General features: G+C 51.1%; 21 protein-coding genes. All 21 read left to right on the top strand.

The features are described 5' to 3' along the window. The first annotated feature begins 37 nt into the window (after window positions 1–37). The 21 genes from rnpM (at window position 38) to FPZ49_RS07600 (ending at window position 23354) form a co-directional block, all read left to right on the top strand. Window positions 38–361 carry an RNase P modulator RnpM gene (rnpM, locus tag FPZ49_RS07700; protein ID WP_144845206.1) on the top strand — a complete coding sequence of 108 codons (324 nt, stop codon included), beginning with the start codon at window positions 38–40 and terminating at the stop codon, window positions 359–361. Then, window positions 348–644: a YlxQ family RNA-binding protein gene (locus tag FPZ49_RS07695; RefSeq protein WP_144845204.1), complete on the top strand. Its 297-nt coding sequence runs from the start codon at window positions 348–350 to the stop codon at window positions 642–644. The genes rnpM and FPZ49_RS07695 overlap by 14 nt, the downstream gene beginning before the upstream one ends. Before the next feature lie 24 nt (window positions 645–668). Then, window positions 669–3644 carry a translation initiation factor IF-2 gene (gene infB / locus FPZ49_RS07690; protein ID WP_144845202.1) on the top strand — a complete coding sequence of 992 codons (2976 nt, stop codon included), beginning with the start codon at window positions 669–671 and terminating at the stop codon, window positions 3642–3644. 6 nt (window positions 3645–3650) lie between these two features. After that, entirely contained in the window at window positions 3651–4007 is a 357-nt protein-coding gene (gene rbfA / locus FPZ49_RS07685) for a 30S ribosome-binding factor RbfA (protein WP_144845200.1), read from the top strand. Further along, a complete protein-coding gene (locus tag FPZ49_RS07680; RefSeq protein WP_144845198.1) occupies window positions 4004–4990 on the top strand; it encodes a DHH family phosphoesterase in 987 nt (328 codons plus the stop codon). Before rbfA ends, FPZ49_RS07680 begins: the two co-directional genes overlap by 4 nt. Beyond that, on the top strand, window positions 4987–5892 hold the full coding sequence (gene truB, locus FPZ49_RS07675; protein ID WP_144845196.1) for a tRNA pseudouridine(55) synthase TruB: 906 nt from the start codon (window positions 4987–4989) through the stop codon (window positions 5890–5892). The genes FPZ49_RS07680 and truB overlap by 4 nt, the downstream gene beginning before the upstream one ends. A gap of 50 nt (window positions 5893–5942) precedes the next feature. After that, on the top strand, window positions 5943–6899 hold the full coding sequence (locus tag FPZ49_RS07670; RefSeq protein WP_144845194.1) for a bifunctional riboflavin kinase/FAD synthetase: 957 nt from the start codon (window positions 5943–5945) through the stop codon (window positions 6897–6899). 162 nt (window positions 6900–7061) lie between these two features. After that, entirely contained in the window at window positions 7062–7331 is a 270-nt protein-coding gene (rpsO, locus tag FPZ49_RS07665) for a 30S ribosomal protein S15 (protein WP_054795795.1), read from the top strand. 233 nt (window positions 7332–7564) lie between these two features. Beyond that, window positions 7565–9676: a polyribonucleotide nucleotidyltransferase gene (pnp, locus tag FPZ49_RS07660; protein ID WP_144845192.1), complete on the top strand. Its 2112-nt coding sequence runs from the start codon at window positions 7565–7567 to the stop codon at window positions 9674–9676. A gap of 125 nt (window positions 9677–9801) precedes the next feature. After that, a complete protein-coding gene (locus FPZ49_RS07655; protein WP_144845190.1) occupies window positions 9802–10836 on the top strand; it encodes a polysaccharide deacetylase family protein in 1035 nt (344 codons plus the stop codon). A 45-nt stretch (window positions 10837–10881) separates the two neighbouring features. After that, complete coding sequence (locus tag FPZ49_RS07650; RefSeq protein ID WP_144845188.1) at window positions 10882–12132, top strand: M16 family metallopeptidase; 1251 nt, start codon at window positions 10882–10884, stop codon at window positions 12130–12132. 1 nt (window position 12133) lies between these two features. Beyond that, window positions 12134–12580 carry a dUTP diphosphatase gene (gene dut, locus FPZ49_RS07645; RefSeq protein WP_144845330.1) on the top strand — a complete coding sequence of 149 codons (447 nt, stop codon included), beginning with the start codon at window positions 12134–12136 and terminating at the stop codon, window positions 12578–12580. A gap of 192 nt (window positions 12581–12772) precedes the next feature. Next, complete coding sequence (dpsA, locus tag FPZ49_RS07640) at window positions 12773–13672, top strand: dipicolinate synthase subunit DpsA (RefSeq protein WP_144845186.1); 900 nt, start codon at window positions 12773–12775, stop codon at window positions 13670–13672. Then, window positions 13669–14262, top strand: a complete 594-nt coding sequence (locus FPZ49_RS07635; protein WP_144845184.1) for a dipicolinate synthase subunit B — start codon at window positions 13669–13671, stop codon at window positions 14260–14262. The genes dpsA and FPZ49_RS07635 overlap by 4 nt, the downstream gene beginning before the upstream one ends. A 49-nt stretch (window positions 14263–14311) precedes the next feature. After that, the gene (locus tag FPZ49_RS07630) at window positions 14312–15352 is read left to right on the top strand and encodes an aspartate-semialdehyde dehydrogenase (RefSeq protein ID WP_144845182.1); all 1041 of its coding nucleotides are present in this window, start codon (window positions 14312–14314) and stop codon (window positions 15350–15352) included. Window positions 15353–15441: 89 nt separating this feature from the next. Beyond that, window positions 15442–16659: an aspartate kinase gene (gene dapG, locus FPZ49_RS07625; protein ID WP_144845180.1), complete on the top strand. Its 1218-nt coding sequence runs from the start codon at window positions 15442–15444 to the stop codon at window positions 16657–16659. Between the two features lie 40 nt (window positions 16660–16699). Then, window positions 16700–17575, top strand: a complete 876-nt coding sequence (dapA, locus tag FPZ49_RS07620) for a 4-hydroxy-tetrahydrodipicolinate synthase (RefSeq protein WP_144845178.1) — start codon at window positions 16700–16702, stop codon at window positions 17573–17575. Window positions 17576–17833: 258 nt separating this feature from the next. Next, window positions 17834–19510 (top strand): ribonuclease J, encoded by a 1677-nt coding sequence (locus tag FPZ49_RS07615; protein ID WP_144845176.1) that lies wholly within the window; start codon window positions 17834–17836, stop codon window positions 19508–19510. 220 nt (window positions 19511–19730) lie between these two features. Further along, window positions 19731–20483, top strand: a complete 753-nt coding sequence (locus FPZ49_RS07610) for a ClpP family protease (RefSeq protein ID WP_144845174.1) — start codon at window positions 19731–19733, stop codon at window positions 20481–20483. Continuing rightward, window positions 20480–20704 (top strand): YlzJ-like family protein, encoded by a 225-nt coding sequence (locus FPZ49_RS07605; protein WP_144845172.1) that lies wholly within the window; start codon window positions 20480–20482, stop codon window positions 20702–20704. The genes FPZ49_RS07610 and FPZ49_RS07605 overlap by 4 nt, the downstream gene beginning before the upstream one ends. 64 nt (window positions 20705–20768) lie before the next feature. Then, window positions 20769–23354, top strand: coding sequence for a DNA translocase FtsK (locus FPZ49_RS07600; protein WP_144845170.1), 2586 nt, complete (start codon window positions 20769–20771; stop codon window positions 23352–23354). Window positions 23355–23485: the final 131 nt, after the last annotated feature.

The raw sequence follows: 23485 nt of genomic DNA, 5'->3' as shown, positions 1-23485 counted from the left end.
ACAAGCTTTCATACAGCCACACGGGAGGTGGGATCCAATGAAGCAAAGAAAAATACCTCTTCGTAAATGTGTTGCCTGTCAGCAAATGATGTCCAAGAAAGAACTGATCCGTGTGGTGAAAACGCCCGCCGATGAGCTTCTTATCGATTTAACGGGCAAAAAGGCCGGACGCGGCGCCTACTTGTGCGGAAAGCTCTCCTGCTTCAAACTGGCAAAAAAATCGCGTGCGCTTGATCGAGCGTTAAAGTCGCCAGTCAGTCCGGACATTTACGATGCCCTTGAGCAGGATTTTATTAAAGTGGAAGACGAGTTTATAGCCGGAAAAGATGCGGTGGATGATGATGAGCATGACGAACAATAAATTTTTCTCGAATTTGGGGTTGGCCCAACGGGCTGGGAAGATCGTCTCCGGTGAGGAGATGGTCATCGAAGCCGTTCGCCAGGGTGAAGCGAAACTGGTTATTGTAGCGGAAGACGCTTCGGACAACACCTATAAGAAATTGAACGACAAATGCAGCTATTATCAGGTTCCTATACATCGGTTCGGCCTTCGCGACCAGCTCGGGGCAAGTATCGGAAAAGAAACGCGAGTCGTTGTCGCTGTCACGGATGCCGGCTTTGCGCGTATGTTGTTGAAGCAGTAAGAGAATGCACGGAGGTGGACGGTATTGACAAAACAAGATAATAATAAAGATAAACTCAGAGTATACGAGTACGCAAAATCGCTGAACATGAGCAGCAAAGAAATTATAACGATTTTGAAACGACTTAATATTCCAGTTAATAATCATATGAGCGTAATGGAGAACGATGCGGTGGACAGTGTAGAGAAATTTTTCAAAGACGTAAAAGCAAACGCAGCAGCCAAAAGAGACGGTGGAGCAAGCTCCAACGCAAACACGAAACCGGCCGATAAGCCGGCTCCAAGACCGGAGTCGAGGCAGCAGACGGTAGCAGTACAACCAAAGCCGGAGCAAAGACCCCAATCGGCACAAGTGCAATCGGTCGCTTCCGCACCATCCGGTGGAGAAGCGCAAGAAGATCGCAGACCGCAAGGCCAAGGTCAAGATGGAGAACGTCATAGTCATGGACAAGGACAGCATCGTCAAGGCGGCAACCCGAACTATCGCGGTGGTCAAGGTCAAGGTCAAGGTCAAGGTCAAGGTCAAGGCGGCGGATATCGCGGTGGGCAAGGTCAAGGTCAAGGCGGAGATCGCAGACCACAAGGTTCCGGTCAAGGTGGCTATCAAGGCAGCAGACCGCAAGGTTCCGGTCAAGGCTATCAAGGCGGAGATCGTAGACCGCAAGGTTCCGGTCAAGGTGGCTATCAAGGCAGTAGACCGCAAGGTTCCGGTCAAGGCGGCTATCAAGGCAGCAGACCGCAAGGTTCGGGTCAAGGCGGTTATCAAGGCAGCAGACCGCAAGGCTCGGGTCAAGGTGGTCAAGGTCAAGGCGGTGGCTATCGCGGCGGCCAAGGTCAAGGCGGCGGTCAGGGCCAAGGCGGAGGTCAAGGAAACCGGGGAGGCTTCAGCAGCAACAGCGGCAGCCGTCCACAAGGCGGTCAAGGCGGTGGCCAAGGATTTTCGGCCGGTGGCCAAGGCCAACGTACGGAACAGCGCCGCGCCGGAGGTAACTTTGAGCAGCGCAGTAATAATGACCGGAATCGTAATGACGGTCGCTTCAATGCAACTGCGAACGCTAGAACTGCAGCACCACCAGTGATCGATATTGATGGTGACGATAGCAACAAAGGTCCAAGAAAAGCGAAACCGGCCACTAAGCGGTTTGAAGATGGTAAGCCAGGCGGCAAAGGACCTCAAGGACGCGGTAATCAACGTTATAACGGACGTGGCGGAAGAAATCAAGAGCCACCGAAGCCAAAGATTGATAATACACCGAAGAAAATTATTGTTCGAGGAACGATGACAGTAGGTGAGATGGCAAAAGCGCTGCACAAGGATGCATCGGAAGTCATCAAGAAGCTTCTGTTCCTTGGTGTGATGGCGACCATCAACCAAGAGCTGGATCTCGACGCGATTCAACTGCTCGCTTCCGATTATGGTGTGGAAGTGGAATTGAAAATTCCGGTAGAGGAAGATAAGTTCGAGCAGTTCGAAGAGAAGGACGAAGAGGAAGATCTGATGGAGCGTCCACCGGTCGTCACGATTATGGGTCACGTTGACCATGGTAAAACGACATTGCTGGATGCGATCCGTAAAACGAACGTAACCGAAGGCGAAGCAGGTGGGATCACACAGCATATCGGTGCTTATCAAGTCGAAACGCATGGCAAAAAAATCACGTTCCTGGATACCCCAGGTCACGAGGCGTTTACTTCCATGCGTGCCCGCGGCGCGCAAGTGACAGACATCACGATCATCGTGGTTGCAGCGGATGACGGTGTAATGCCGCAAACGATTGAAGCCATTGCGCATGCAAAAGCTGCTAAGGTGCCGATTATCGTGGCCGTCAATAAAATTGACAAGCCGGATTCTAACCCGGACCGCATTAAACAAGAATTGACCGAGTACGAGCTCGTACCGGAAGAGTGGGGCGGAGATACGATTTTCTGCAACATTTCGGCGAAGCAGCGCATCGGTCTTGAGAATTTGCTCGATATGATTTTGCTCGTGGCGGAAGTGCAAGAGTATAAAGCGAACCCTAACAAACGCGCTAGAGGTACTGTGATTGAGGCGGAGCTGGATAAAGGTAAAGGACCGGTTGCACGCGTGTTGATTCAGCACGGTACACTGAAAGTGGGAGACAGCTTTGTAGCTGGCGTATGCTTCGGACGTGTCCGTGCTATGGTCAACGACAAAGGCAAGAAGCTGAAAGAAGCAGGTCCATCCACTCCAGTTGAGATTACCGGTTTGACAGAGGTTCCTCAGGCGGGAGATCCGTTCCTTGCCTTTGAAGATGAGCGTAAGGCAAGAGCCATCGCAGAGAAGCGTGCTATTACTTTGCGTCAATCCGAGATGGGTGCCAATTCACGTGTTACACTGGATGATTTGTACAAACAAATCAAAGAAGGCGACATCAAGGATCTCAACGTTATTATCAAAGCAGACGTGCAAGGCTCTGCAGAAGCACTCAAGGGATCCCTCGAGAAGATTGATGTGGAAGGCGCACGGGTTAAAATTTTGCATAGCGGTGTAGGCGCGATTACGGAGTCTGACGTTATTCTGGCTTCGGCATCGAATGCCATCGTTATCGGCTTTAACGTTCGTCCTGAACCACAAGCGAAAAACACAGCGGATCAAGAAAAAGTAGATATCCGCATGCACAGCATCATCTATAAGGTGATGGAAGAAATTGAGTCGGCTATGAAAGGCTTGCTTGACCCAACCTACAAGGAAGTCGTCATCGGACACGCAGAAGTGCGTAACGTGTTCAAGGTTTCCAAGGTGGGCGTCATCGCAGGTTGCATGATTACATCCGGTAAAATCGCTCGTAACGCTGAAGCACGCTTGATCCGCGCTGGTATCGTGGTCTACACCGGCAAGATCGATTCGCTCAAGCGTTTCAAGGACGATGCGAAAGAAGTCGCTCAAGGATACGAATGCGGTATATCTCTCGATAAATATAATGATATTAAAGAAGGCGACATCATTGAAGCCTTCGTTATGGAAACTGTTGAGAGGTGATAAGGCATGGCGAAAATTCGTGTCGGAAGAGTTGGAGAGCAAATTAAGAAAGAACTGAGCCAGATTATCCAGTCGGAGCTCAAGGATCCCCGCATTGGATTTATCACAGTGACGGGCGTCGAGGTAACGAACGATTTTTCACATGCGAAAGTGTTCTTGAGCGTTTTGGGCAGTGATGAGCAACGGGACGAAACACTAAAGGCACTGGCTCGCAGCAGCGGATTTCTACGTTCGGAGCTTGGCAAACGGATCCAGATGCGCAAAATCCCAACTTTGATCTTTAAGTTCGATGCTTCTATTGATTACGGCAGTAAGATTGAATCGCTGCTTCATAAAATCAATGAGGAGAACCCGAGCGTATGATGGGAGATGCCTACGCCTTACAGCTGCAGGCCGCGGCCGATTTCATTCGAGAGCACGACGATTTTTTGGTCGTCTCTCATATGCAGCCGGATGGGGATGCCGCAGGCTCGACGTTCGCCGTTGCCTTTATGCTGCAATCGCTAGGCAAACGGTACACGCTTATGAATGAAGGGCCGATGCCGGAGAAGTTTATGTACATGGCCGGCCCGAATACCATAATCAACCACGAGATGAACCCGCCTGAACGCAAGTTTGGGAGGGTTATCTCAGTGGATTGTGCAGATTATGCACGGATCGGCAACGTGAACGAATGCTTCGAGGATGAAGTGCTGATCCTGAATATTGACCATCATGCAACGAATGATCTGTTTGGACACGCGAATCTGGTTCGCTCGGATGCGGCAGCAACCGTCGAGGTGCTGTACGACTTATCCGTCGAGCTCGGGATTTCGTTTACCCCGGAACTCAATATTTGCATTTATTCCGGCTTACTAACCGATACGGGCGGGTTCCGGTATTCCAATACGTCCCCCAAAGTGCTTCAGATCGCAGCAGATATGCTAACCCGCGGAGTGCGTGGGTACGAGCTGGCCGAGAGGCTGTTGGAGAAAATGACTTATGGCCAAGTTTCCTTATTGAAAAAAGGATTGAATACGCTCTCCTTCGCCTATAACAAGCGGGTGGCGTGGCTTTCGGTCACTATCAATGATCTAGCGGATACGGACGCTTCTAGCGAAGACATGGACGGGCTGGTCAATTATGCGCGCAATGTGGAAGGCGTGGAAGTCGGTATACTTTTTAAAGAAAAGCAGTCGGGTGTTATCAAGGTTAGTCTTCGTTCTGGAGGACAGGCGGACGTGGCAGCCATAGCCAAACGCTTCGGCGGCGGTGGTCACATCAAAGCAGCAGGCTGCACGGTTCATGGCTCCATGGAAGAAGCTATCACTCGCGTAGTAGAGGAAGTAGGTTTGGCGCTATCATGAGTTTGGAAGGCATTTTACCGATATGGAAGCCGAAAGGATTCACTTCGCATGATGTAGTGGCCAAGGTGCGCCGCATTTTAAAAATCAAACGAATCGGTCATACCGGTACGCTTGATCCGGCGGTGACCGGTGTGCTGCCGCTATGCATTGGCCGGGCTACTAGGCTGGTCGAGTACATTCAAGATTTGCCAAAAGAATATGAAGCGCGCCTGCGTCTTGGCATGGCTACGGATACGGAGGATTTGAGCGGCGAAATCGTGGAGCAGGCTCCTCATGTTCGGGATCGGCTAACTCCGGAGCAAGTCGTGGAAGTGATCGGACGTTTCCAAGGTGAAATTGAGCAGGTACCGCCGATGTATTCCGCGGTTAAGGTGGATGGCAAACGGCTTTACGAATTAGCCCGTCAAGGAGTAGAGGTCGAGCGTAAATCGCGGGTCGTTACCATTCATGGCATTCAGGTATTGGATACCGATTGGTCCGGTGATTTCCCGGAGGTGCGGTTTCGCGTTCTTTGCTCAAAGGGAACGTACATACGTACGCTGTGTGTTGATATCGGCCGAGCACTCGGTGTTCCTGCGGTAATGGCGGAATTGGTCCGCACTTCCACGGGAGCTATTGGACCCGAGAGCTGCCTGACGCTGGAACAGGTAGAGGAGCTGCAGCGCAGCGGTGAGCTGCAATCGAAGCTGCTCACGATGGAGCAGGCGCTTGCTCATATGCCTACCCTTAGGCTGAATGCAACTCAGACTCAGAAAGCACTATTGGGTCAGAAAGTTCGAATGTCCCTTAGTGACCAAGACGCTTCTGTTTATGCTTGTCTTTCGGAAGAGCAACTGCTGATTGGGATTTTCGAATGGAATCCGGAGCTACAGCTGCTCACTCCAGTGAAAGTTTTCTCATAAAATGTAAGATCTGCATACCCCGCCTGAAAGAATGAAGGTGACAAGCGACGATGCAAACTGTACATCTGCAGTTTCCGCTGCAGAACCATGAAGTGATCGCTCCGGGACAAATTGTTGCGATCGGGGAATTCGACGGCGCACACCTAGGGCACCAAGAAGTCATCAAGCGAGCGGTGCAGCGCAGTTCGGAGCTGCGACTGCCGTCCGCGATCATGACCTTTCACCCACATCCCAGACAGGTGCTGGGACTGGACAAGTATGCACAGGTTCTCACGCCGCTGGCAGCCAAGCAAGAAATGCTGGAACGGCTCGGAGTCGATACAATGTATATTGTAAACTTCAACGAATCGTTTATGCGGGTGACACCGGAGCAATTTGTAGAACAAATGTTAATTCCATTACAAGTCAACACCGTGTTCGTCGGTTTCGATTTCAAGTTCGGTCATAAGGGAGCTGGAACACCGGATACGCTGTGCGAGCTTGCGAAAGGCCGTTTTGTAGTAGAGATTGTTCGGCCCTTTCATCTGAATAGCCACAAGGTCAGCAGCACGCTGATTCGTGAGCGATTGCAGAGCGGTGACGTGGCCGGTGCCGAAGCGCTGCTAGGGCGCCCCTATAGTATCCGCGGAAGTGTTGTGCACGGTGAGGCCCGCGGCCGGACGATTGGATTTCCGACAGCCAACATTGGAGTGGCGGAGCCGTTTGTCATCCCGGCCAATGGCGTATATGCTGTGGAGGCAACCGTTCGAGGCCAAAAGTACGACGGGGTGATGAACATTGGTTTGAAGCCTACCTTTGGCACGGATCTTCTTCAACCGACGTTGGAGGCGCATTTGTTCGATTTTTCCGAAACGATCTATGGGGAGCCGATTGAGGTGGCTTTGCTAGCTTACATTCGTCCAGAACGGAAGTTCGCATCCATTCAAGAGCTCATCGCGCAAATCAGCAAAGACGCCGATCAGGCCAAGTCGGTGCTAGCCGAAAGAAAAACGATGCAAAGCTCGTAATACTATTTTACTTTTATAGATGGATTGTGTTATACTATGAAACGTTGTCGATTCGCTGCATTGCGCGATAGACAGAAGTGCCTTGGCATGGAGAAGCGACACTCCAACGTTCTCTGGGCCACAGGTGTTCAACAAACTAATAATCCACGGAGGTGAATCAGCATGGCATTGACACAAGAGCGCAAACAGGAACTGATCCAAACACACAAGACTCACGAGAACGACACAGGATCCCCTGAAGTTCAAATCGCGATTCTTACCGAAAACATCGTAAACTTGACCAGCCATCTGAAGACGCACAAGAAAGATCACCATTCTCGTCGCGGTCTGCTCAAAATGGTCGGCCAACGCCGTAAACTGCTTACGTACTTGAAAAACAAGGACGTTAAACGTTACAGCGCCCTGATCGAAAAACTCGGTCTTCGCCGTTAATTTTACTCCAGCTGGTATATCGGGCATGCTCGGTGCCAGCTGTCAGTCAGCTTAACAACAAAAAGCAACCACGTTTGTCCAACGTGTGCGTCCGGCTTTAATCGTTTGGATGCACGGGCAGCGGGGTTGTTTTTTTTGGGCTAAAGAAGGAAATACTAGCCAATATGCAGAATGGTTAGGGGAATGAAGTACATAAGAAGTAGTGGAAGTGTTATTTAACGAGGAGGTTGAATATGGAGAAAAAGGTGCAAATGGAACTAGGCGGACGTCCGCTCATTCTTGAAACCGGCCGATTGGCCAAGCAAGCCAATGCTGCAGTTGTAGCTCGCTACGGCGAAACAGTTGTGCTATGTACGGTGACGGCTTCGTCCGAGCCTAAAGATTTGGATTTTTTCCCGCTGACCGTGAACTATGAGGAGCGGTTGTATTCGGTAGGTAAAATCCCGGGCGGCTTCATTAAACGCGAAGGACGTCCAAGCGAGAAAGCGATTTTGGCTGGCCGGTTGACGGACCGCCCGATTCGTCCATTGTTCCCGGAAGGCTTCCGGAATGATGTACAAATCGTAGCTATGGTCATGAGCGTAGATCAGGATTGCGCTCCAGAGATCGCAGCGATGATCGGGACATCCGCGGCGCTTAGCATCTCTGACGTACCGTTTAACGGTCCAGTGGGCGGCGTCATCGTCGGAAGGATTGACGGTCAATTTGTCATCAATCCAACGCTGGAGCAAGCGGAGAAGAGCGATATTCATCTGGTCGTAGCCGGTACGAAGGATGCCATTATGATGGTTGAAGCAGGCGCGGATGAAGTGCCGGAAGAGGTCATGCTGGAAGCCATCATGTTCGGTCATGATGAAATTCGCAAGATCGTAGCGATTCAAGAGCAATTCGTGAAGGATGCCGGCAAGCCGAAAATGGAAGTGAAGCTGCACAGCGTGGACAGCGAAGTAAATCAAGCGGTTCGTGAATTCGCACAAGCACGTCTCGTGGAAGCGATCAAAATTCCAGAGAAGCACGCCCGTCAAGATGCGATCGATGCGGTGAATGACGAAGCAGTTGCGCATTTTTCCGAGGTATATGCAGAAACGCCGGACAAGCTTGGCGATGTGAAAGAAACGCTCTATGATATCGTAAAAGAAGAAGTTCGCCGCTTGATCACTCATGACAAGGTCCGTCCGGATGGACGCGCATTGGAGGAGATTCGCCCGATTGAGTGCGATATTAACCTGCTTCCGCGCACCCACGGTTCCGGATTGTTCACACGCGGACAAACGCAAGCGCTTAGCGTATGTACATTAGGAGCCCTCGGCGATGTGCAAATTCTCGACGGGATCGACTTGGAAGAAACCAAGCGCTTCATGCATCATTACAACTTCCCGCCGTTCAGCGTCGGAGAAGCCAGACCGCTTCGTCCGCCAGGCAGACGCGAAATCGGTCACGGTGCCCTTGGGGAGCGCGCATTGCTAGCCGTCATCCCGTCGGAAACCGAGTTCCCGTACACCATTCGACTCGTATCCGAGGTGCTGGAATCGAACGGTTCGACCTCCCAAGCTAGTATTTGTGCAAGTACACTGGCGATGATGGATGCAGGCGTACCGATCAAAGCTCCAGTGGCAGGGATTGCGATGGGTCTGATCAAAGACGGAGAACATTTCTCGATCTTATCGGACATCCAAGGGATGGAAGACCATCTCGGCGATATGGACTTTAAAGTAGCTGGTACCGCCAAAGGGGTAACCGCGCTGCAAATGGACATCAAAATTGATGGTATCGACCGCGCGATTTTGACGGAGTCTTTGGCTCAAGCGAAGAGCGGACGGATGCACATTCTGGGCAAAATGCTCGATCGCATCGCACAGCCTAAAACCGAGCTTTCGCAATACGCGCCAAAAATTGTTACCATGCAAATTAACCCGGACAAAATCCGTGATGTGATCGGAGCAGGCGGGAAAATCATCAACAAAATCATCGAAGAGACCGGCGTGAAAATCGATATCGAGCAGGATGGCCGCGTATTTATTGCATCGTCCAATGCAGAGATGAACGAGAAGGCGCGCCAAATCATCGAAGGGATTGTTCGCGAAGTTATCGTAGGCGAGATTTATCTGGGAACGGTAAAGCGGATCGAGAAATTCGGATGCTTTACGGAAATTTTGCCGGGTAAAGAAGGTCTGGTGCACATTTCTCAGCTGTCAACCGAACGGGTTGCCAAAGTGGAGGATGTCGTTAAGATCGGGGACAAGATTACGGTGAAAGTCACGGAAATCGATGCCCAAGGTCGCGTGAACCTGTCGCGCAAAGCCGTTTTGACAGCGGAAGCCGCCCCAACGGAAGCCAAAATATAGCCAATACGAAGAAAGAGTCAGAGTCGTCTGTCTCTTTTTTGTTTTGTCTGCATATAGGTTCGTGTTCTATTCTTGTCCGACTCCGCATAGATTGGGACAAACAAGGAATCGACGGGAGTAGAGACATGAAACGATACCAATTGCTGTTCGCGTCTCTTTGCTTTGGCGGCATGCTGATCGGACTTCAAAAGTCATCTGCGGTAGACCGGTTTGTAGAGTATGCGAAATTGCATTCCGGCGAGATGGCAGTGACAGGCTACGGACTTTCCGAGATGCCGCCGGCCAATCACGTGTGGAACAACCGGGAGGAACGGAAGGCTCAAGCGCGGGATCAAATTTTAGCGGAAGCAGCCAAGCGGCGCATTCCTCCAGTCAATGCTACGGTGGACCGGGTTTGGAAGGCGATTCCGGGCTATAACGGACTGGAGGTCGACGTGGAAAAGACGATGCAACTCAATGAGCAGCAGTCGTTTCCGAACCCGCCGAAGCTGGTTTTTCGGGAGGTACCGCCGGAAGTGAGCCTGGAGCAGCTTGGAGCTCAGCCAATTTATAAGGGAAATCCGAGTAAACGAATGGTCGGGCTGATGATTAATGTGGCTTGGGGCAACGAATATTTAGCTCCGATGCTGGAAACGCTCCGCAAGGAAAATGTGCATGCAACGTTTTTTTTCGATGGAAGCTGGCTTAAGAAAAATATTCCTACGGCTCGTAAAATTATCGAAGCAGGTCATGAAGCGGGCAACCACGCCTATACGCATAAGGATATGAGCAAGCTTGGCCGCGAGCAGGCGACATCGGAGATATCTAGAACGGAAGCGCTGTTGAAAAATGAGCTGGGCCTTCAAAACAAACTGTTTGCGCCGCCATCCGGAGATTTCAATCAATCCACGGTCGAAATTGCGCATGATATGAAGCTGAAGACCATATTATGGACCATTGATACCGTCGATTGGATGAAGCCAAGTCCTGAAACGATCGTCCGCAAAATCTCCACACGCGTGGAGCCGGGGTCGCTTATCTTGATGCACCCGACGGACTCGAGCAATCGTGCGCTGCAGCAAATGATTCGTGAAATCAAGAACAAAGGGCTTGCTTTGGGCACCGTGAGCGAGGTTATTTCGCCTTCCCGGATCCCCGAGGTTGAGTCCACTCTTCAATAATGTTAATATCTAGTTATTATTTGGTACATCAAGGAGGCTCATTGCTTGGAAAAATATACGCTCAAGAGCGGACTTCGAGTCGTGGTGGAGAAGATTCCAACTTGCCGTTCGGTTGCCTTCGGCATTTGGGTGAAAACCGGATCTCGCTACGAGGATTTACAAAATAACGGGATTTCGCATTTTATCGAGCATATGCTCTTTAAAGGCACAGACAAATATTCCGCGAAAGAGATTGCCGAAATCTTCGATGGGATTGGCGGGAATGTGAATGCGTTCACATCGAAAGAGTACACTTGCTATTATTGCAAGGTGCTCGATGAGCATCTGCCGCTTGCTGTTGAAGTGCTCTCGGACATGTTTTTCCGTTCTGTACTTGATCCGGCCGAGCTGGAAAAAGAGAAGAATGTCATCTACGAGGAAATTTCCATGTATGAAGATACACCGGATGACATGGTGCATGATTTAATCGCCAAAGCAGCTTTCGGAGAGCATCCACTGGGAATGACAATTATCGGTACCCAAGCCAATTTGTCGGCTATGACCTCCGAGACCCTCAAACAATATATGAACAGCCATTATACCGTAGCCAATACGGTCGTCAGTATCGCAGGCAATGTGAACGATGATGTGGTCGAGTTGATCGAAAAGCATTTCGGAGCCTTCACCAATACGGGCTCTGAGCTTGCTAGTTCGATGCTGGGCTTTCAAAGCGAGCAAAAGTATTATCAGAAGAAAACGGAGCAAAACCATATCTGCTTGTCGCTTCCGGGGCTTTCCGCCAAGGATGATCGGCTGTATGCCATGGTGCTGTTAAACAATGCGCTGGGCGGAGGCATGAGCTCCAGACTGTTCCAGGAAATCCGTGAAAAGCGCGGTCTAGCCTACTCCGTGTACTCTTACCATACTTCCTACCAGGATGGCGGATTGTTCACGGTGTACACCGGCACCGCACCGAAGCAGACGGATGAAGTGCTGAAGGTGACCATGGAGATGCTCGCTGAAATTAAGGATAAAGGCCTCACAGATAGTGAGCTTCGCAAAGGGAAAGAGCAAATGAAGGGCAGCTTGATCCTAAGCCTTGAGAGCACCAGCAGCCGCATGAACCGATTGGGTAAAAACGAGCTGATGCTGGGCCGACATTATAGCATGGACGAGATTATTGAGAAGGTCGAAGCGGTTGAAATGGATCATATCCGTGATCTGACCGCAGAGATGCTGTCGCACTCGTTTGCGCTTGCGATGGTTGGCGCTTCTGACGCCCCGATTGCCGGGTTCAGGAGGGATCAGCTTGTCTAGCTTGTTTCAAGTACAAATCAAGCGGCTGCCGGGTAACGAGGACGTTCCTCTTCCGCAAAAAATGTCTGAGCTCGCCAGCGGCTTCGATCTCTACGCAGCGGTGGTGGAGCCCGTTACCTTACAGCCAGGGGAGCGCTCGCTCATCCCTGCAGGCTTTGCCTTAGCTATGCCGGGAGAGCTGGAGGCTCAGATCCGACCTCGCAGCGGGCTGGCGTTCAAGCACGGCATCACAACCTTGAACACCCCTGGAACGATCGATGCGGATTATCGCGGCGAGGTCAAGGTACTGCTCATTAATCATGGCCGCGAGCCATTCACCATTCAACGTAATGAGCGGATTGCTCAGATGGTGTTCCAGCTGGTGCCGCGCATTGAGCTTCTGGAAGTAAGCGAGCTCGATGATACCGAGCGGGGAGCCGGCGGCTTCGGACATACCGGAACAAAATAGGATTTGGCTAAATAAAAAGCATCGCTTCACCGGGCTATGGCCCGGATGAGCGGTGCTTTTTTGTTTGTTTGCGGCATGGAACCCATCCTTGGGCTGACGCATAGTATGAGTTAGCGAAAGAGACTTAAGGTCGCGGCCCTCATGCGGTTTCACTCATGGATGGCTGCCGACTAGAAAGAGAGGTGAGAATGCATGCTGACCGGGATTCAAGTAGCCCTGATCGGCGGCGATGCACGCCAGTTAGAGGTGATTTTGAGATGCACGGAGCTTGATGCTTCGGTCCTGATGATCGGCTTCGATAATCTTCAAAATCAGTTCAGCGGAATCACCAAGGCAGATCTGACTCCGGAAGCACTTGAGGGAATGGACGCCGTCATTTTGCCTGCCGTGGGTACAGATGATCATGGAAATGTAGAGAGTCTTTTTTCATCGCAGGAGCTGAAGCTTCTCGATGAACATATAGCAGCGCTGCCGAAGCATGCCAAGGTATTCACCGGCATGGCGAAGCCCTACTTACGAAATCTGTGCGCGCAGCACAGCATTGCGCTTGTTGAATTGTTCGATCGGGATGACGTCGCCATCTATAACTCGATTCCTACTGCGGAAGGCGCTATCATGATGGCCATCCAGAACACGGACATAACGATCCATGGATCGGTGTCTATGGTGCTGGGCTTTGGGCGGACGGGAGTGACGCTCGCTCGCACGCTGCAAGGCATGGGAGCCAAAGTCAAAGTAGGCGTCAACAAGCCGGAATACTTCGCACGCGCCACGGAGATGGGAATGAACCCTTTTTATACGAAGGAATTGATGGCTAACGTAGCACAGGCTGATTTGCTGTTTAATACCATTCCGTCTATGATTGTCACCGCACAAGTCATCGCCAATCTTCCACATCGCGCGCTAATTATCGACCTCGCCTCGAAACCTGGAGGAACGGATTTCCGTTTCGCTGAAAAACGAGGGGTGAAGGCGCTGCTCGCGCCAGGCCTTCCTGGAATCGTCGCACCGAAAACAGCCGGCAGAATCATTGCCGACACGCTGATCCGTATCATCATGGAGGATGCAGAGAAGAGGAGGAAAGTGGAATGAATTGGAATAATATTACGGTCGGATTTGCACTTACCGGATCGCATTGCACATTTGAAGAGGTGATGCCGCAAATTCAGCGGTTCGTCGATGCTGGAGCCAAGGTGGTACCGATCGCTTCGTACACTCTGATGACTACAGATACCCGATTTGGGACTTCAGAAAATTGGCAAAAACAGTTGAAAGACATCACAGGAAATGATATTATTTCTTCAATTGTAGATGCTGAGCCGCTTGGTCCTTCCAAGCTGCTTGACGTGATGGTCATTGCGCCATGCACAGGAAATACGACGAGCAAATTGGCCAATGCGATGACGGAAAGTCCGGTATTGATGGCCGCTAAAGCGCAAATGCGCAATCAACGTCCACTGGTGCTGGCGATATCTACGAATGATGGGCTCGGGCTCAATGCGATGAACGTCGGCAAGCTGTTGATTACAAAGAACATTTATTTTGTTCCGTTTGGTCAGGATGCTCCGAATGTGAAGCCGAATTCGCTCGTAGCGCGGATGGATCTGGTCATGGAGACATGTGAAGCGGCATTATCCGGTAAGCAGCTGCAGCCCATGATTATTGAACGGTTTAATTATTAATCGTAGTCATAACCTAATGTATATACCATCTAGGGGAGAGACATAACGAATGCCGAATCAGAAATTGTTCAACGTCGCAGTAGTGGGCGCAACCGGTGCCGTAGGCGAGCAAATTATTCGTTTGCTGGCAGCGCGGAACTTCCCTATTCAAGAATTGAAGCTCTTGTCCTCGGCTCGTTCCGCTGGCAAGAAGCTTTCGTTTAAAGGCCATGAAATCACAATTCAAGAAGCGACACCGGACAGCTTTGAAGGAGTCGATATCGCGCTGTTCAGCGCCGGTGGAGATGTTAGCCGTCTTTTGGTGCCAGAAGCCGTCAAGCGTGGTACGGTATGCATTGACAACACCAGCGCGTTCCGGATGGATCCGGAGACTCCGCTTGTCGTTCCAGAAGTCAACATCGACAAAATCAGCGAGCATAATGGGGTCATCGCGAACCCGAACTGCTCTACGATCCAGATGGTTCAAGCGCTCAAGCCGCTGTATGATCGGTACGGCATCTCGCGTATCATCGTATCGACTTATCAAGCGGTCTCCGGGGCTGGTGCTAGCGCTATCAACGAGATGCTTCGCCAATCCCAAGAAGCGCTTGCAGGCAATGTCGTAGAACCGCAGATTTTGCCGGTTGGCGCGCTGCCAAAGAAGCATCAGATCGCATTTAATGCGATTCCGCAGATTGATAAGTTTGTTGACAACGGCTTTACGTACGAAGAGATGAAGATGATCAACGAAACGAAAAAAATCATGGACGACGAGTCGCTTCAAGTCACCGCAACTTGTGTACGGATTCCTGTCGTGTATGGACATTCTGAGTCCGTTTATGTGGAGCTTAAGCAGGATTTCGATATCGAAGAAGTGAAAAGCTTGCTCGCAGATTCGCCAGGCATCATTCTTCAAGATAATCCGGCAGAGCAGCTGTATCCGCTCGCTACGGAGGCCGCTGGCAAGCTGGAAACTTTCGTTGGCCGTATTCGCCGTGATTTAAGTAATCCGCGCGCACTTAACCTGTGGATCGTTTCAGACAACCTGCTCAAAGGAGCGGCGTGGAACGCCGTGCAGATTGCTGAATATATTGCAATTGAACAAAACTAATGCATTCAAGCTGGCTTCCTGTGATCCATAGGAAGCCAAGCTTTTGCTTAAATCCGAAAGAGGCTTTTGAATGAAAAGGGGAGATCTTGATGAAGATCTTAGTGCAGAAATTTGGAGGCACGTCCCTTTCCACAGCCGAGGCCAGAGCACATGTTATCGAACACATCCAAGACGCATTGGAGCAAAACTACAAACTAGTCGTCGTCGTATCGGCTATGGGACGCAAGGGCGAGCCCTACGCAACAGACACCTTATTGGAATGGATAAGCCGTAATGGCGACAAGCTGCCGCTGAAGGAGCGGGATTTGCTGCTTAGCTGCGGAGAGATTATTTCTGCTGCGACACTTTGCAGCCTGCTAAACGCGGCGGGCATTCGCGCATCCGCCTTGACCGGCGCCCAAGCGGGCATTCGAACAAACACCGAGTTCGGCAACGCTCAGATCGTTGAGATTAACCCGAAGCGCATTCTAGAGCTGCTTGAGCTAGGGGAAGTAGTCATCGTTGCAGGCTTTCAAGGTGAGACGGAAGCACATGAATTTACGACACTCGGCCGCGGGGGCAGCGATACATCGGCAACCGCTTTAGGCGCTGCTCTGAAGGCGGAGCTTGTCGACATCTTCACGGATGTTGGCGGGATCCTGACCGCAGATCCTCGAATCGTGTCGGATGCCAAACCACTCTCTGTCGTTTCTTACACCGAGATTTGCAATATGGCCCATCTGGGTGCGAAGGTCATTCATCCTCGCGCTGTTGAAGTAGCGATGCATGCGAATATACCTGTGCGAGTACGATCTACCTTTACCAAGGATCCAGGTACGCTCGTTACTCATCCGGACGCGATTAGGAACGATTCCAGAGTGGTTCAAGACCGCTTCGTAACCGGTATCGCGAACGTCGAGAACATCACTCAGATCCAGGTGTCAGCACTTAAGGGGAGCTATGATTTTCAGCTCGGCGTCTTTAAGGCGATGGCACAGCAGCGGATCAGTGTAGATTTTATTAACGTGAATCCGTCAGGCGTCGTCTATACCGTGTTTGATAACGAGGCCAGCCGGGCGGTCGAAACCTTGATCAGCTTGGGCTATGAACCGCAGCTTACGCCAAATTGCGCTAAAGTGTCCGTCATTGGCGGAGGGATGAGCGGAGTGCCCGGCATTATGGCGCATATTGTCGAGGCGCTGACGGCGGAGGATGTACAGATTTTGCAATCCGCAGATTCCCATGCCACCATTTGGGTGCTGGTACAAGGCCGCGATATGGCCAAAGCCGTTCGTGCACTGCACAAGCAATTTGAACTTTATAAATGAGTAGTAGATCAATTTACGGAAGCCTTTAGGAGGAATTGTCGTGGATTTTGGCAGATTAATCACAGCTTTGGTAACACCTTTTGACGATCAGCTTCGAGTGGATTGGGCTGGATTTGAGAAGTTGATGGACTACGTAGTGAACGAACAACAAAGCGACAGTTTGGTCATTTGCGGTACGACCGGTGAATCGCCTACGGTAACGGAAGAAGAGAAGCTGAAGCTCTTCGAAGCTGCGGTGAAACACGCGGGCGGCCGTTACAAAATCATTGCGGGCACCGGAAGCAACGATACGGCGCATTCCATTCATTTGTCTCAAGCAGCTGAGAAGCTTGGCGTAGATGCACTTCTGTTGGTAGCGCCTTACTATAGCCGGCCGTCCCAAGAAGGGATGTATCAGCATTTTAAAGCGATTGCGGAGTCCGTTAGCATTCCGGTGATTTTATACAATGTACCCGGTCGTACCGGTGTTAATCTTGATGCGGATACGACGATTCGTCTGTCCCAAATCCCTAATATCGTAGCGACTAAAGATTGCGCCAGCACCGATCAATTGACCATGATAGCGAATGGGGCTGCAGAGGGCTTCAGAGTATACAGCGGCGATGACAGTGCAACGTTGCCAGCGCTTTCAGTCGGTGCGCATGGGATTGTGAGCGTAGCGAGCCACGTGATTGGAAAAGAAATGAAAAATATGATAAACTGCTATCTGCAGGGAGATGTTCAGGGGGCAGCTAAGCTTCATGGCAAGCTGTTGCCGGTATTCCGTGGACTATTCAACTGTCCGTATCCGGTACCGAACCCGGCCCCAGTGAAATTTGCTCTGAACCATAAAGGCATTTCTGTTGGTGGAGTTCGTCTGCCGCTCATGAATGTAACCGAAAAAGAAGGACAGTTCATTGCTTCTTTGTTTGAATGAGGTCTTCTGACACTATAAGTCAACGAACGGGATTCTTAATCCGTTCAGCTTATACAAATCGGTGCCATTCTGGCATCGGTTTTATTTTTTTGGGCAACAATAGATTCTACGTAGGGTTCTAGGACCCATGATTGTTGCCGACTTGTAAATGGATATTTTTTTCATGTATAATGATGGCAAGTGACTGGTGCGGTTTTGTTAGGCTTTTTGTTCATAATGAAAATCGTCGTCAATTAATTCAGAGGAGGTTTATTACCCTTGTCAAAGAAAAATATAGACAAACTATCGATTTTTGCCCTGGGCGGCGTGGGTGAAATCGGGAAGAACATGTATGTAATACAGTACGCGAATGATATCGTAGTCGTTGACTGCGGATTGAAATTTCCAGAAGAGGACATGCTCGGGATCGATATCGTGATTCCGGACATTGGCTATCTGGTAGAGAACCGGGATAAAGTCAGAGGGATTATTATTACCCATGGTCATGAGGATCATATCGGCGGATTGCCGTATGTACTCAAGAGCCTGAATGTTCCGGTTTACGGAACCCGTCTTACGATGGGGCTGATCGAAACGAAGCTGAAGGAAGCGAACCTGCTTGGCGACACGAAGCGGATCGTCATTACGGCCGACTCCGAGCTGAAGTTCGGTACGATTACGGCGACGTTCTTCAAGACGAATCACAGTATCCCGGATTCGGTGGGCGTATGCCTCGAAACACCGGAAGGCAATGTGGTGCATACCGGCGACTTTAAGTTCGACCAAACGCCGGTGAACGAGCAGTATGCAGATCTGCATCGGATGGCTGCGATCGGCGCCAAAGGCGTCCTTGCACTGCTGTCTGACAGCACCAATGCTGAGCGTCCGGGCTATACGGGATCGGAGAAGAGCGTTGGAACGGAGATCGAGGAAGTGTTCCGAAAGGCGAAGCAGCGGGTTATCATCGCCACGTTCGCATCCAACATTCATCGGATTCAACAAGTCATCGATGCAGCGGAAACGACACGCCGGAAGCTGACCGTCATTGGCCGCAGTATGGTCAATGTCGTTTCCATCGCAAGCGAGCTCGGCTATTTGCGAATTCCGGATGGCATGTTAATTGAGCCGGAGGAAGTAAACAAGCTGGCAGCGGACCGCGTGGTTATCTTGTCGACTGGAAGCCAGGGAGAGCCGATGTCGGCTCTGACGCGGATGGCGCGTTCTACGCACCGCAAAGTGGATATTTTGCCAGGTGATACGGTTATCATCGCAGCGACTCCAATTCCGGGCAATGAGCGTTACGTAGGTCGTACCGTGGATGAACTGATGCGCATTGGTGCACATGTCATCTATGGACCGGGTTCGATTACCGGCGTTCACGTTTCCGGTCACGGCAGCCAAGAAGAGCTCAAGCTCATGCTGAACATGATGAGACCGAAATATTTTATCCCGATTCACGGAGAATATCGCATGCTTCGACAGCACGGAATGCTGGCTGAAGCAGTGGGAATCCCGCGGGAGGATATTTTCATCGTCGACAATGGCGATACGATCGAGATTCAAGACGGCGTAGCCCGCAAAGGTTCGAAGGTAACAGCAGGCAACGTTCTAATCGATGGACTTGGCGTAGGAGATGTCGGGAACATCGTGCTTCGTGATCGTAAGCTGCTGTCGCAAGACGGGATCTTGGTCGTCGTGGTGACGCTGAGCAAGCAGGACGGCGCGATTTTGTCCGGCCCAGACATCATTTCCCGTGGATTTGTGTATGTGCGGGAATCCGAAGGGCTGCTGGATGAAGCGAATCGCATCGTGACGAGCACCTTGCAGCGCTTGATGAATGAGAACGTGAATGAATGGGCTTCGCTGAAGACCCATGTGAAAGATGCACTTGGACGATTTTTATATGAACAAACCAGAAGAAGACCTATGATCCTTCCAATCATCATGGAAGTATGATACAAACCACCAGTCATAGCCCGTTCATTGCTATATAATACCAACGTCACTTAGATGAAAGACCTTGCGAGTTGTTACTGACGACTCCGCAGGGTCTTTCTGCGTATTCGGGAATATTTTTAACGGATGGAACCATACTAGGGGAGATTTACAAACTTTTGTTGTCTGCTGACGATGGAGGAAATGTATGGTGTCAGGGGCAACCCAGGGGGAATCCGGGATGTATATTTTATCGAACAACAAGCAGGAAGAAGAACAGCCGCAATCACCACCCATGACGGAGGATGCACGCAAAAACGCAACCGTTGAAGCCATTCAGCAGCTGGGGCAAACGGTCACGCCAACGGGTGAATCGAATATTTTTTGCATGACCATCATTGGGCAGATCGAGGGGCATATCGTGCTGCCTCCGCAGAATAAAACGACTAAATATGAGCATTTGATTCCACAGCTGGTAGCAGCCGAGCAGAATCCGAAAATTGAAGGCGTTCTAATTATTTTGAACACCGTGGGTGGAGACGTGGAAGCGGGGCTGGCCATCGCCGAGATGATAGCTACCTTATCCAAGCCTACCGTTACGCTCGTTTTAGGCGGGGGACACAGCATAGGGGTGCCGATTGCGGTCGCCTCCAACTACTCTCTGATCGCGGAAACCGCTACGATGACGATTCATCCGATTCGCTTGAACGGGCTTGTCATTGGCGTTCCCCAGACGTTCGAGTATTTGGATAAAATGCAGGAGCGGGTCATCAAGTTTGTGACAAGGCACTCCAACATTTCGGACGAAAAATTTAAAGAGCTCATGTTCAAAACCGGTGAACTGACACGGGATATCGGAACGTCTGTAGTGGGACCGGATGCGGTGAAGTTCGGTTTAATCGACGCTCTCGGCGGAGTTGGTGAAGGAATCCGCGAATTGAATCGGCTAATCGAAGAGCGCCGAAAAGCGAATACTGGAGGGATGGTTCAATGATTCATTACTCGATTTTGCCATATGAAACGGTCATGCAAGGAGTGGAGGATGTGGAAACGCCCGTGGAGATCGTTATCAATGGCGTGACAATGCAAGTGCAGCAAATCAATCCGCATCAAGCAACGATTGTACGGCTGCTCAGCTGCAATCCCCAAGACTATCTCAACCCGCAGTATGCCCCTGGCCGGTTGATCGAGTTCCAGCCAGTATTCGCAAACTAGCCATTCGGATGCATGTAGTGCCACCCCAGTTTATGGTATAATAAGAACTTGGGGGTGAGCGGCCTTGTCCAGAAAGAGGAAAAAGGGCAAAGGAATCAAGACGAACTTAAAATTTGAGCTGTATGGCATTGTCATCTTGACGTTATCGATTATCGCTTTATCCCGTGAAGGGTCGGTTGCACGATCTCTGACGTATTTGTTCCGTTTTGTGATCGGCACCTTCGATTTTATCATCCCGCTAATTTTTATATACACGGGCTTGTACATCATGATGAAACGCGAGTGGCCCGTTTGGAGAACCGCGAGGAAGTCGGGGCTGCTGCTGATCCTGCTATCGCTGCTGCTTATGAGCCATATCAGCTTGTTCGCGCAGCTGTTTCCAAAAGGCAACTTTACAGCCGGCCAAATTTTTTCGCAGACGTGGGTCAGTATGGTAGCTGGACTCGAATCGACGGGGAAAGGTCAAGCCATCTTGACGGACAGCGTGGGCGGAGGAATGATCGGGGCGCTGCTGTACTCGGTGTTCTACTTCCTGTTCGATAACCTTGGCGCAAGACTGCTGCAATACACGCTGTTTATTACCGGCTTTATTCTTCTGACTGGCTTGTCGGTCGGGGATTTGATCGATCGGATCCGAGGGCGGAAGAAGTTCTCGGAAACGCTGCTTGGCCAATACATAAAACGAATACTGCTGGAGCGCAAACAAGCCCCTAAAGCCTCCACTGCCGCGGTGGAGAAAAAAAAGAAGCCAGCGGCGGCCTTTGTTCATGTGGATGATGAATTCGATGAAGAAACACTGCGCCCGGAGAAGAAGGAGCATCGAGCACGCAAGAAGCGCTCTCTATTCTTTGAGCTTATTAATCCTTCCAAGGAGCCGGAGAAGGCTGCTGGGAAAGCGCAGAAGGCGCAGGAGACGCAAGAGGCTGAGGTGACGGTCTATTCCGCAGAGCCGGATCCAGCCTACCCCGACACGCTCAAGTCGGCTGCCTTCAAGGACGAAGAGCAGGATGACGCTGGCGAATCGGCGATTCCTGTCATTCGTGATTTCCAGGAGCAGGTGAAGCAAGAGTCTGAGGTTGGTATTACCAATGGAAAGAGCTTTGCAGAGGATAAAAGTGCTTCTGCTAATGGTCCCACAAACGCCGCCAAAGCCTCCCAAGCGAAAGAGGAAGAGAGCGACGCGGGTGCTGAAGAGGATTTTGACATCGGCAACAAGCCGCTGGAAATCCCGTATGAGCTGCCATCGCTTCAGCTGCTAGCTAAGCCGGCTGCAGGCAAAGGCGCAGATGGCATGGATTACAAAGCGATTGCGCGAAAGCTGGAAGCCACGCTTGAGAGCTTTGGCGTACGTGCCAAGGTGCTCGAGGTCGTGCGCGGACCGGCGGTCACTAGGTTTGAGATTCAGCCGGATGTAGGCGTAAAAGTGAGCCGGATCGTGAGCTTAACCGACGATATCGCGCTTGCGCTTGCAGCGAAGGATATTCGGATGGAAGCACCGATTCCAGGGAAATCGGCGATCGGTATTGAGGTGCCGAATTCGGAAGTCTCGGTGGTTACCATGCGAGAGGTGATGGAGAGCCCGGCGTTCCAGGATTCCGCAGCCAAGCTGTCCATTACATTGGGCCGCGATATATCCGGTCAGCCGATCGTTGGCAACTTGGCCCGGATGCCGCACATGCTCGTCGCCGGCGCCACCGGCTCAGGGAAATCGGTTTGTATCAACGGGATCATAACCAGTGTGTTGTATAAAGCGAAGCCGGACGAAGTCAAATTTTTGATGATTGACCCGAAGATGGTGGAATTGAACGTTTATAACGGCATTCCTCATTTGCTCGCACCGGTCGTCACCGATCCACGACGCGCAGCGCTCGCGCTGAAGAAGGTCGTCGTGGAGATGGAGAAACGGTATGAGCTGTTCTCCAAGAGCGGGACGCGGAACATTGAAGGCTACAATACGATGCTGTTGGAAACGCAGTCCGGCGCTCCACTGCCGTTTATCGTCGTAATCGTGGACGAGCTTGCGGATTTGATGATGGTAGCTTCGAACGACGTGGAAGATTCCATCTGCCGCTTAGCCCAAATGGCGCGTGCCGCCGGGATTCATTTGATTATCGCTACCCAGAGGCCGTCGGTTGACGTCATTACGGGGGTTATCAAAGCGAACATTCCGTCCCGGATCGCCTTCGGGGTGTCGTCGCAAGTGGACTCACGTACGATTCTGGACATGGTTGGAGCAGAGAAGCTGCTTGGTCGGGGAGATATGCTGTATCTTCCGATGGGCGCTTCCAAGCCGGTCAGGGTGCAAGGAGCCTTCCTATCCGATAATGAGGTAGAGACGGTGGTTAACTTCGTGAGAACCCAAGGCGAAGCGAAGTACGTCGAGGATATGGTTCCGCAGGTCGAGGAACAACAAGAAACGCAGGAGCAATTCGAAGATGAGCTGTATGACCAAGCCGTGCAGATTATCCTTGAAGCCAAGCAGGCATCCGTGTCGTTGCTGCAGCGGCGCATGCGAGTCGGCTACACCCGGGCTGCCCGGTTGATTGATACGATGGAAGCTCGCGGTGTGGTCGGACCTTATGAAGGCAGTAAGCCTCGGGAGGTCCTCGTAACTTTAGAGCAGTACCATCTGAATCGTCTAAGTTCATAGCATAAGTGAGGGGAGGGGATGCCAAGCATTCCCTCTTTTTGCTGAATAGAAGCTGACTCACTTTCTCATAATAACCGTAAAAAGGTTGGCTGCTGAGCCGGGAATTTCCCGGTGCATTCATTTTGTGCAGC

This window comes from Paenibacillus cremeus, from assembly GCF_007786445.1.
Taxonomy (GTDB): domain Bacteria; phylum Bacillota; class Bacilli; order Paenibacillales; family NBRC-103111; genus Paenibacillus_G; species Paenibacillus_G cremeus.
This window is presented reverse-complemented; position numbering and strand designations above follow the sequence as displayed.

Coding starts and splice junctions, on each gene's coding strand:
- rnpM (WP_144845206.1), top strand. CDS start 38: ATGAAGCAAAGAAAAATACCTCTTCGTAAATGTGTTGCCTGTCAGCAA.
- FPZ49_RS07695 (WP_144845204.1), top strand. CDS start 348: ATGACGAACAATAAATTTTTCTCGAATTTGGGGTTGGCCCAACGGGCT.
- rbfA (WP_144845200.1), top strand. CDS start 3,651: ATGGCGAAAATTCGTGTCGGAAGAGTTGGAGAGCAAATTAAGAAAGAA.
- FPZ49_RS07680 (WP_144845198.1), top strand. CDS start 4,004: ATGATGGGAGATGCCTACGCCTTACAGCTGCAGGCCGCGGCCGATTTC.
- truB (WP_144845196.1), top strand. CDS start 4,987: ATGAGTTTGGAAGGCATTTTACCGATATGGAAGCCGAAAGGATTCACT.
- FPZ49_RS07670 (WP_144845194.1), top strand. CDS start 5,943: ATGCAAACTGTACATCTGCAGTTTCCGCTGCAGAACCATGAAGTGATC.
- rpsO (WP_054795795.1), top strand. CDS start 7,062: ATGGCATTGACACAAGAGCGCAAACAGGAACTGATCCAAACACACAAG.
- pnp (WP_144845192.1), top strand. CDS start 7,565: ATGGAGAAAAAGGTGCAAATGGAACTAGGCGGACGTCCGCTCATTCTT.
- FPZ49_RS07655 (WP_144845190.1), top strand. CDS start 9,802: ATGAAACGATACCAATTGCTGTTCGCGTCTCTTTGCTTTGGCGGCATG.
- dpsA (WP_144845186.1), top strand. CDS start 12,773: ATGCTGACCGGGATTCAAGTAGCCCTGATCGGCGGCGATGCACGCCAG.
- FPZ49_RS07635 (WP_144845184.1), top strand. CDS start 13,669: ATGAATTGGAATAATATTACGGTCGGATTTGCACTTACCGGATCGCAT.
- FPZ49_RS07630 (WP_144845182.1), top strand. CDS start 14,312: ATGCCGAATCAGAAATTGTTCAACGTCGCAGTAGTGGGCGCAACCGGT.
- dapG (WP_144845180.1), top strand. CDS start 15,442: ATGAAGATCTTAGTGCAGAAATTTGGAGGCACGTCCCTTTCCACAGCC.
- FPZ49_RS07610 (WP_144845174.1), top strand. CDS start 19,731: ATGTATATTTTATCGAACAACAAGCAGGAAGAAGAACAGCCGCAATCA.
- FPZ49_RS07605 (WP_144845172.1), top strand. CDS start 20,480: ATGATTCATTACTCGATTTTGCCATATGAAACGGTCATGCAAGGAGTG.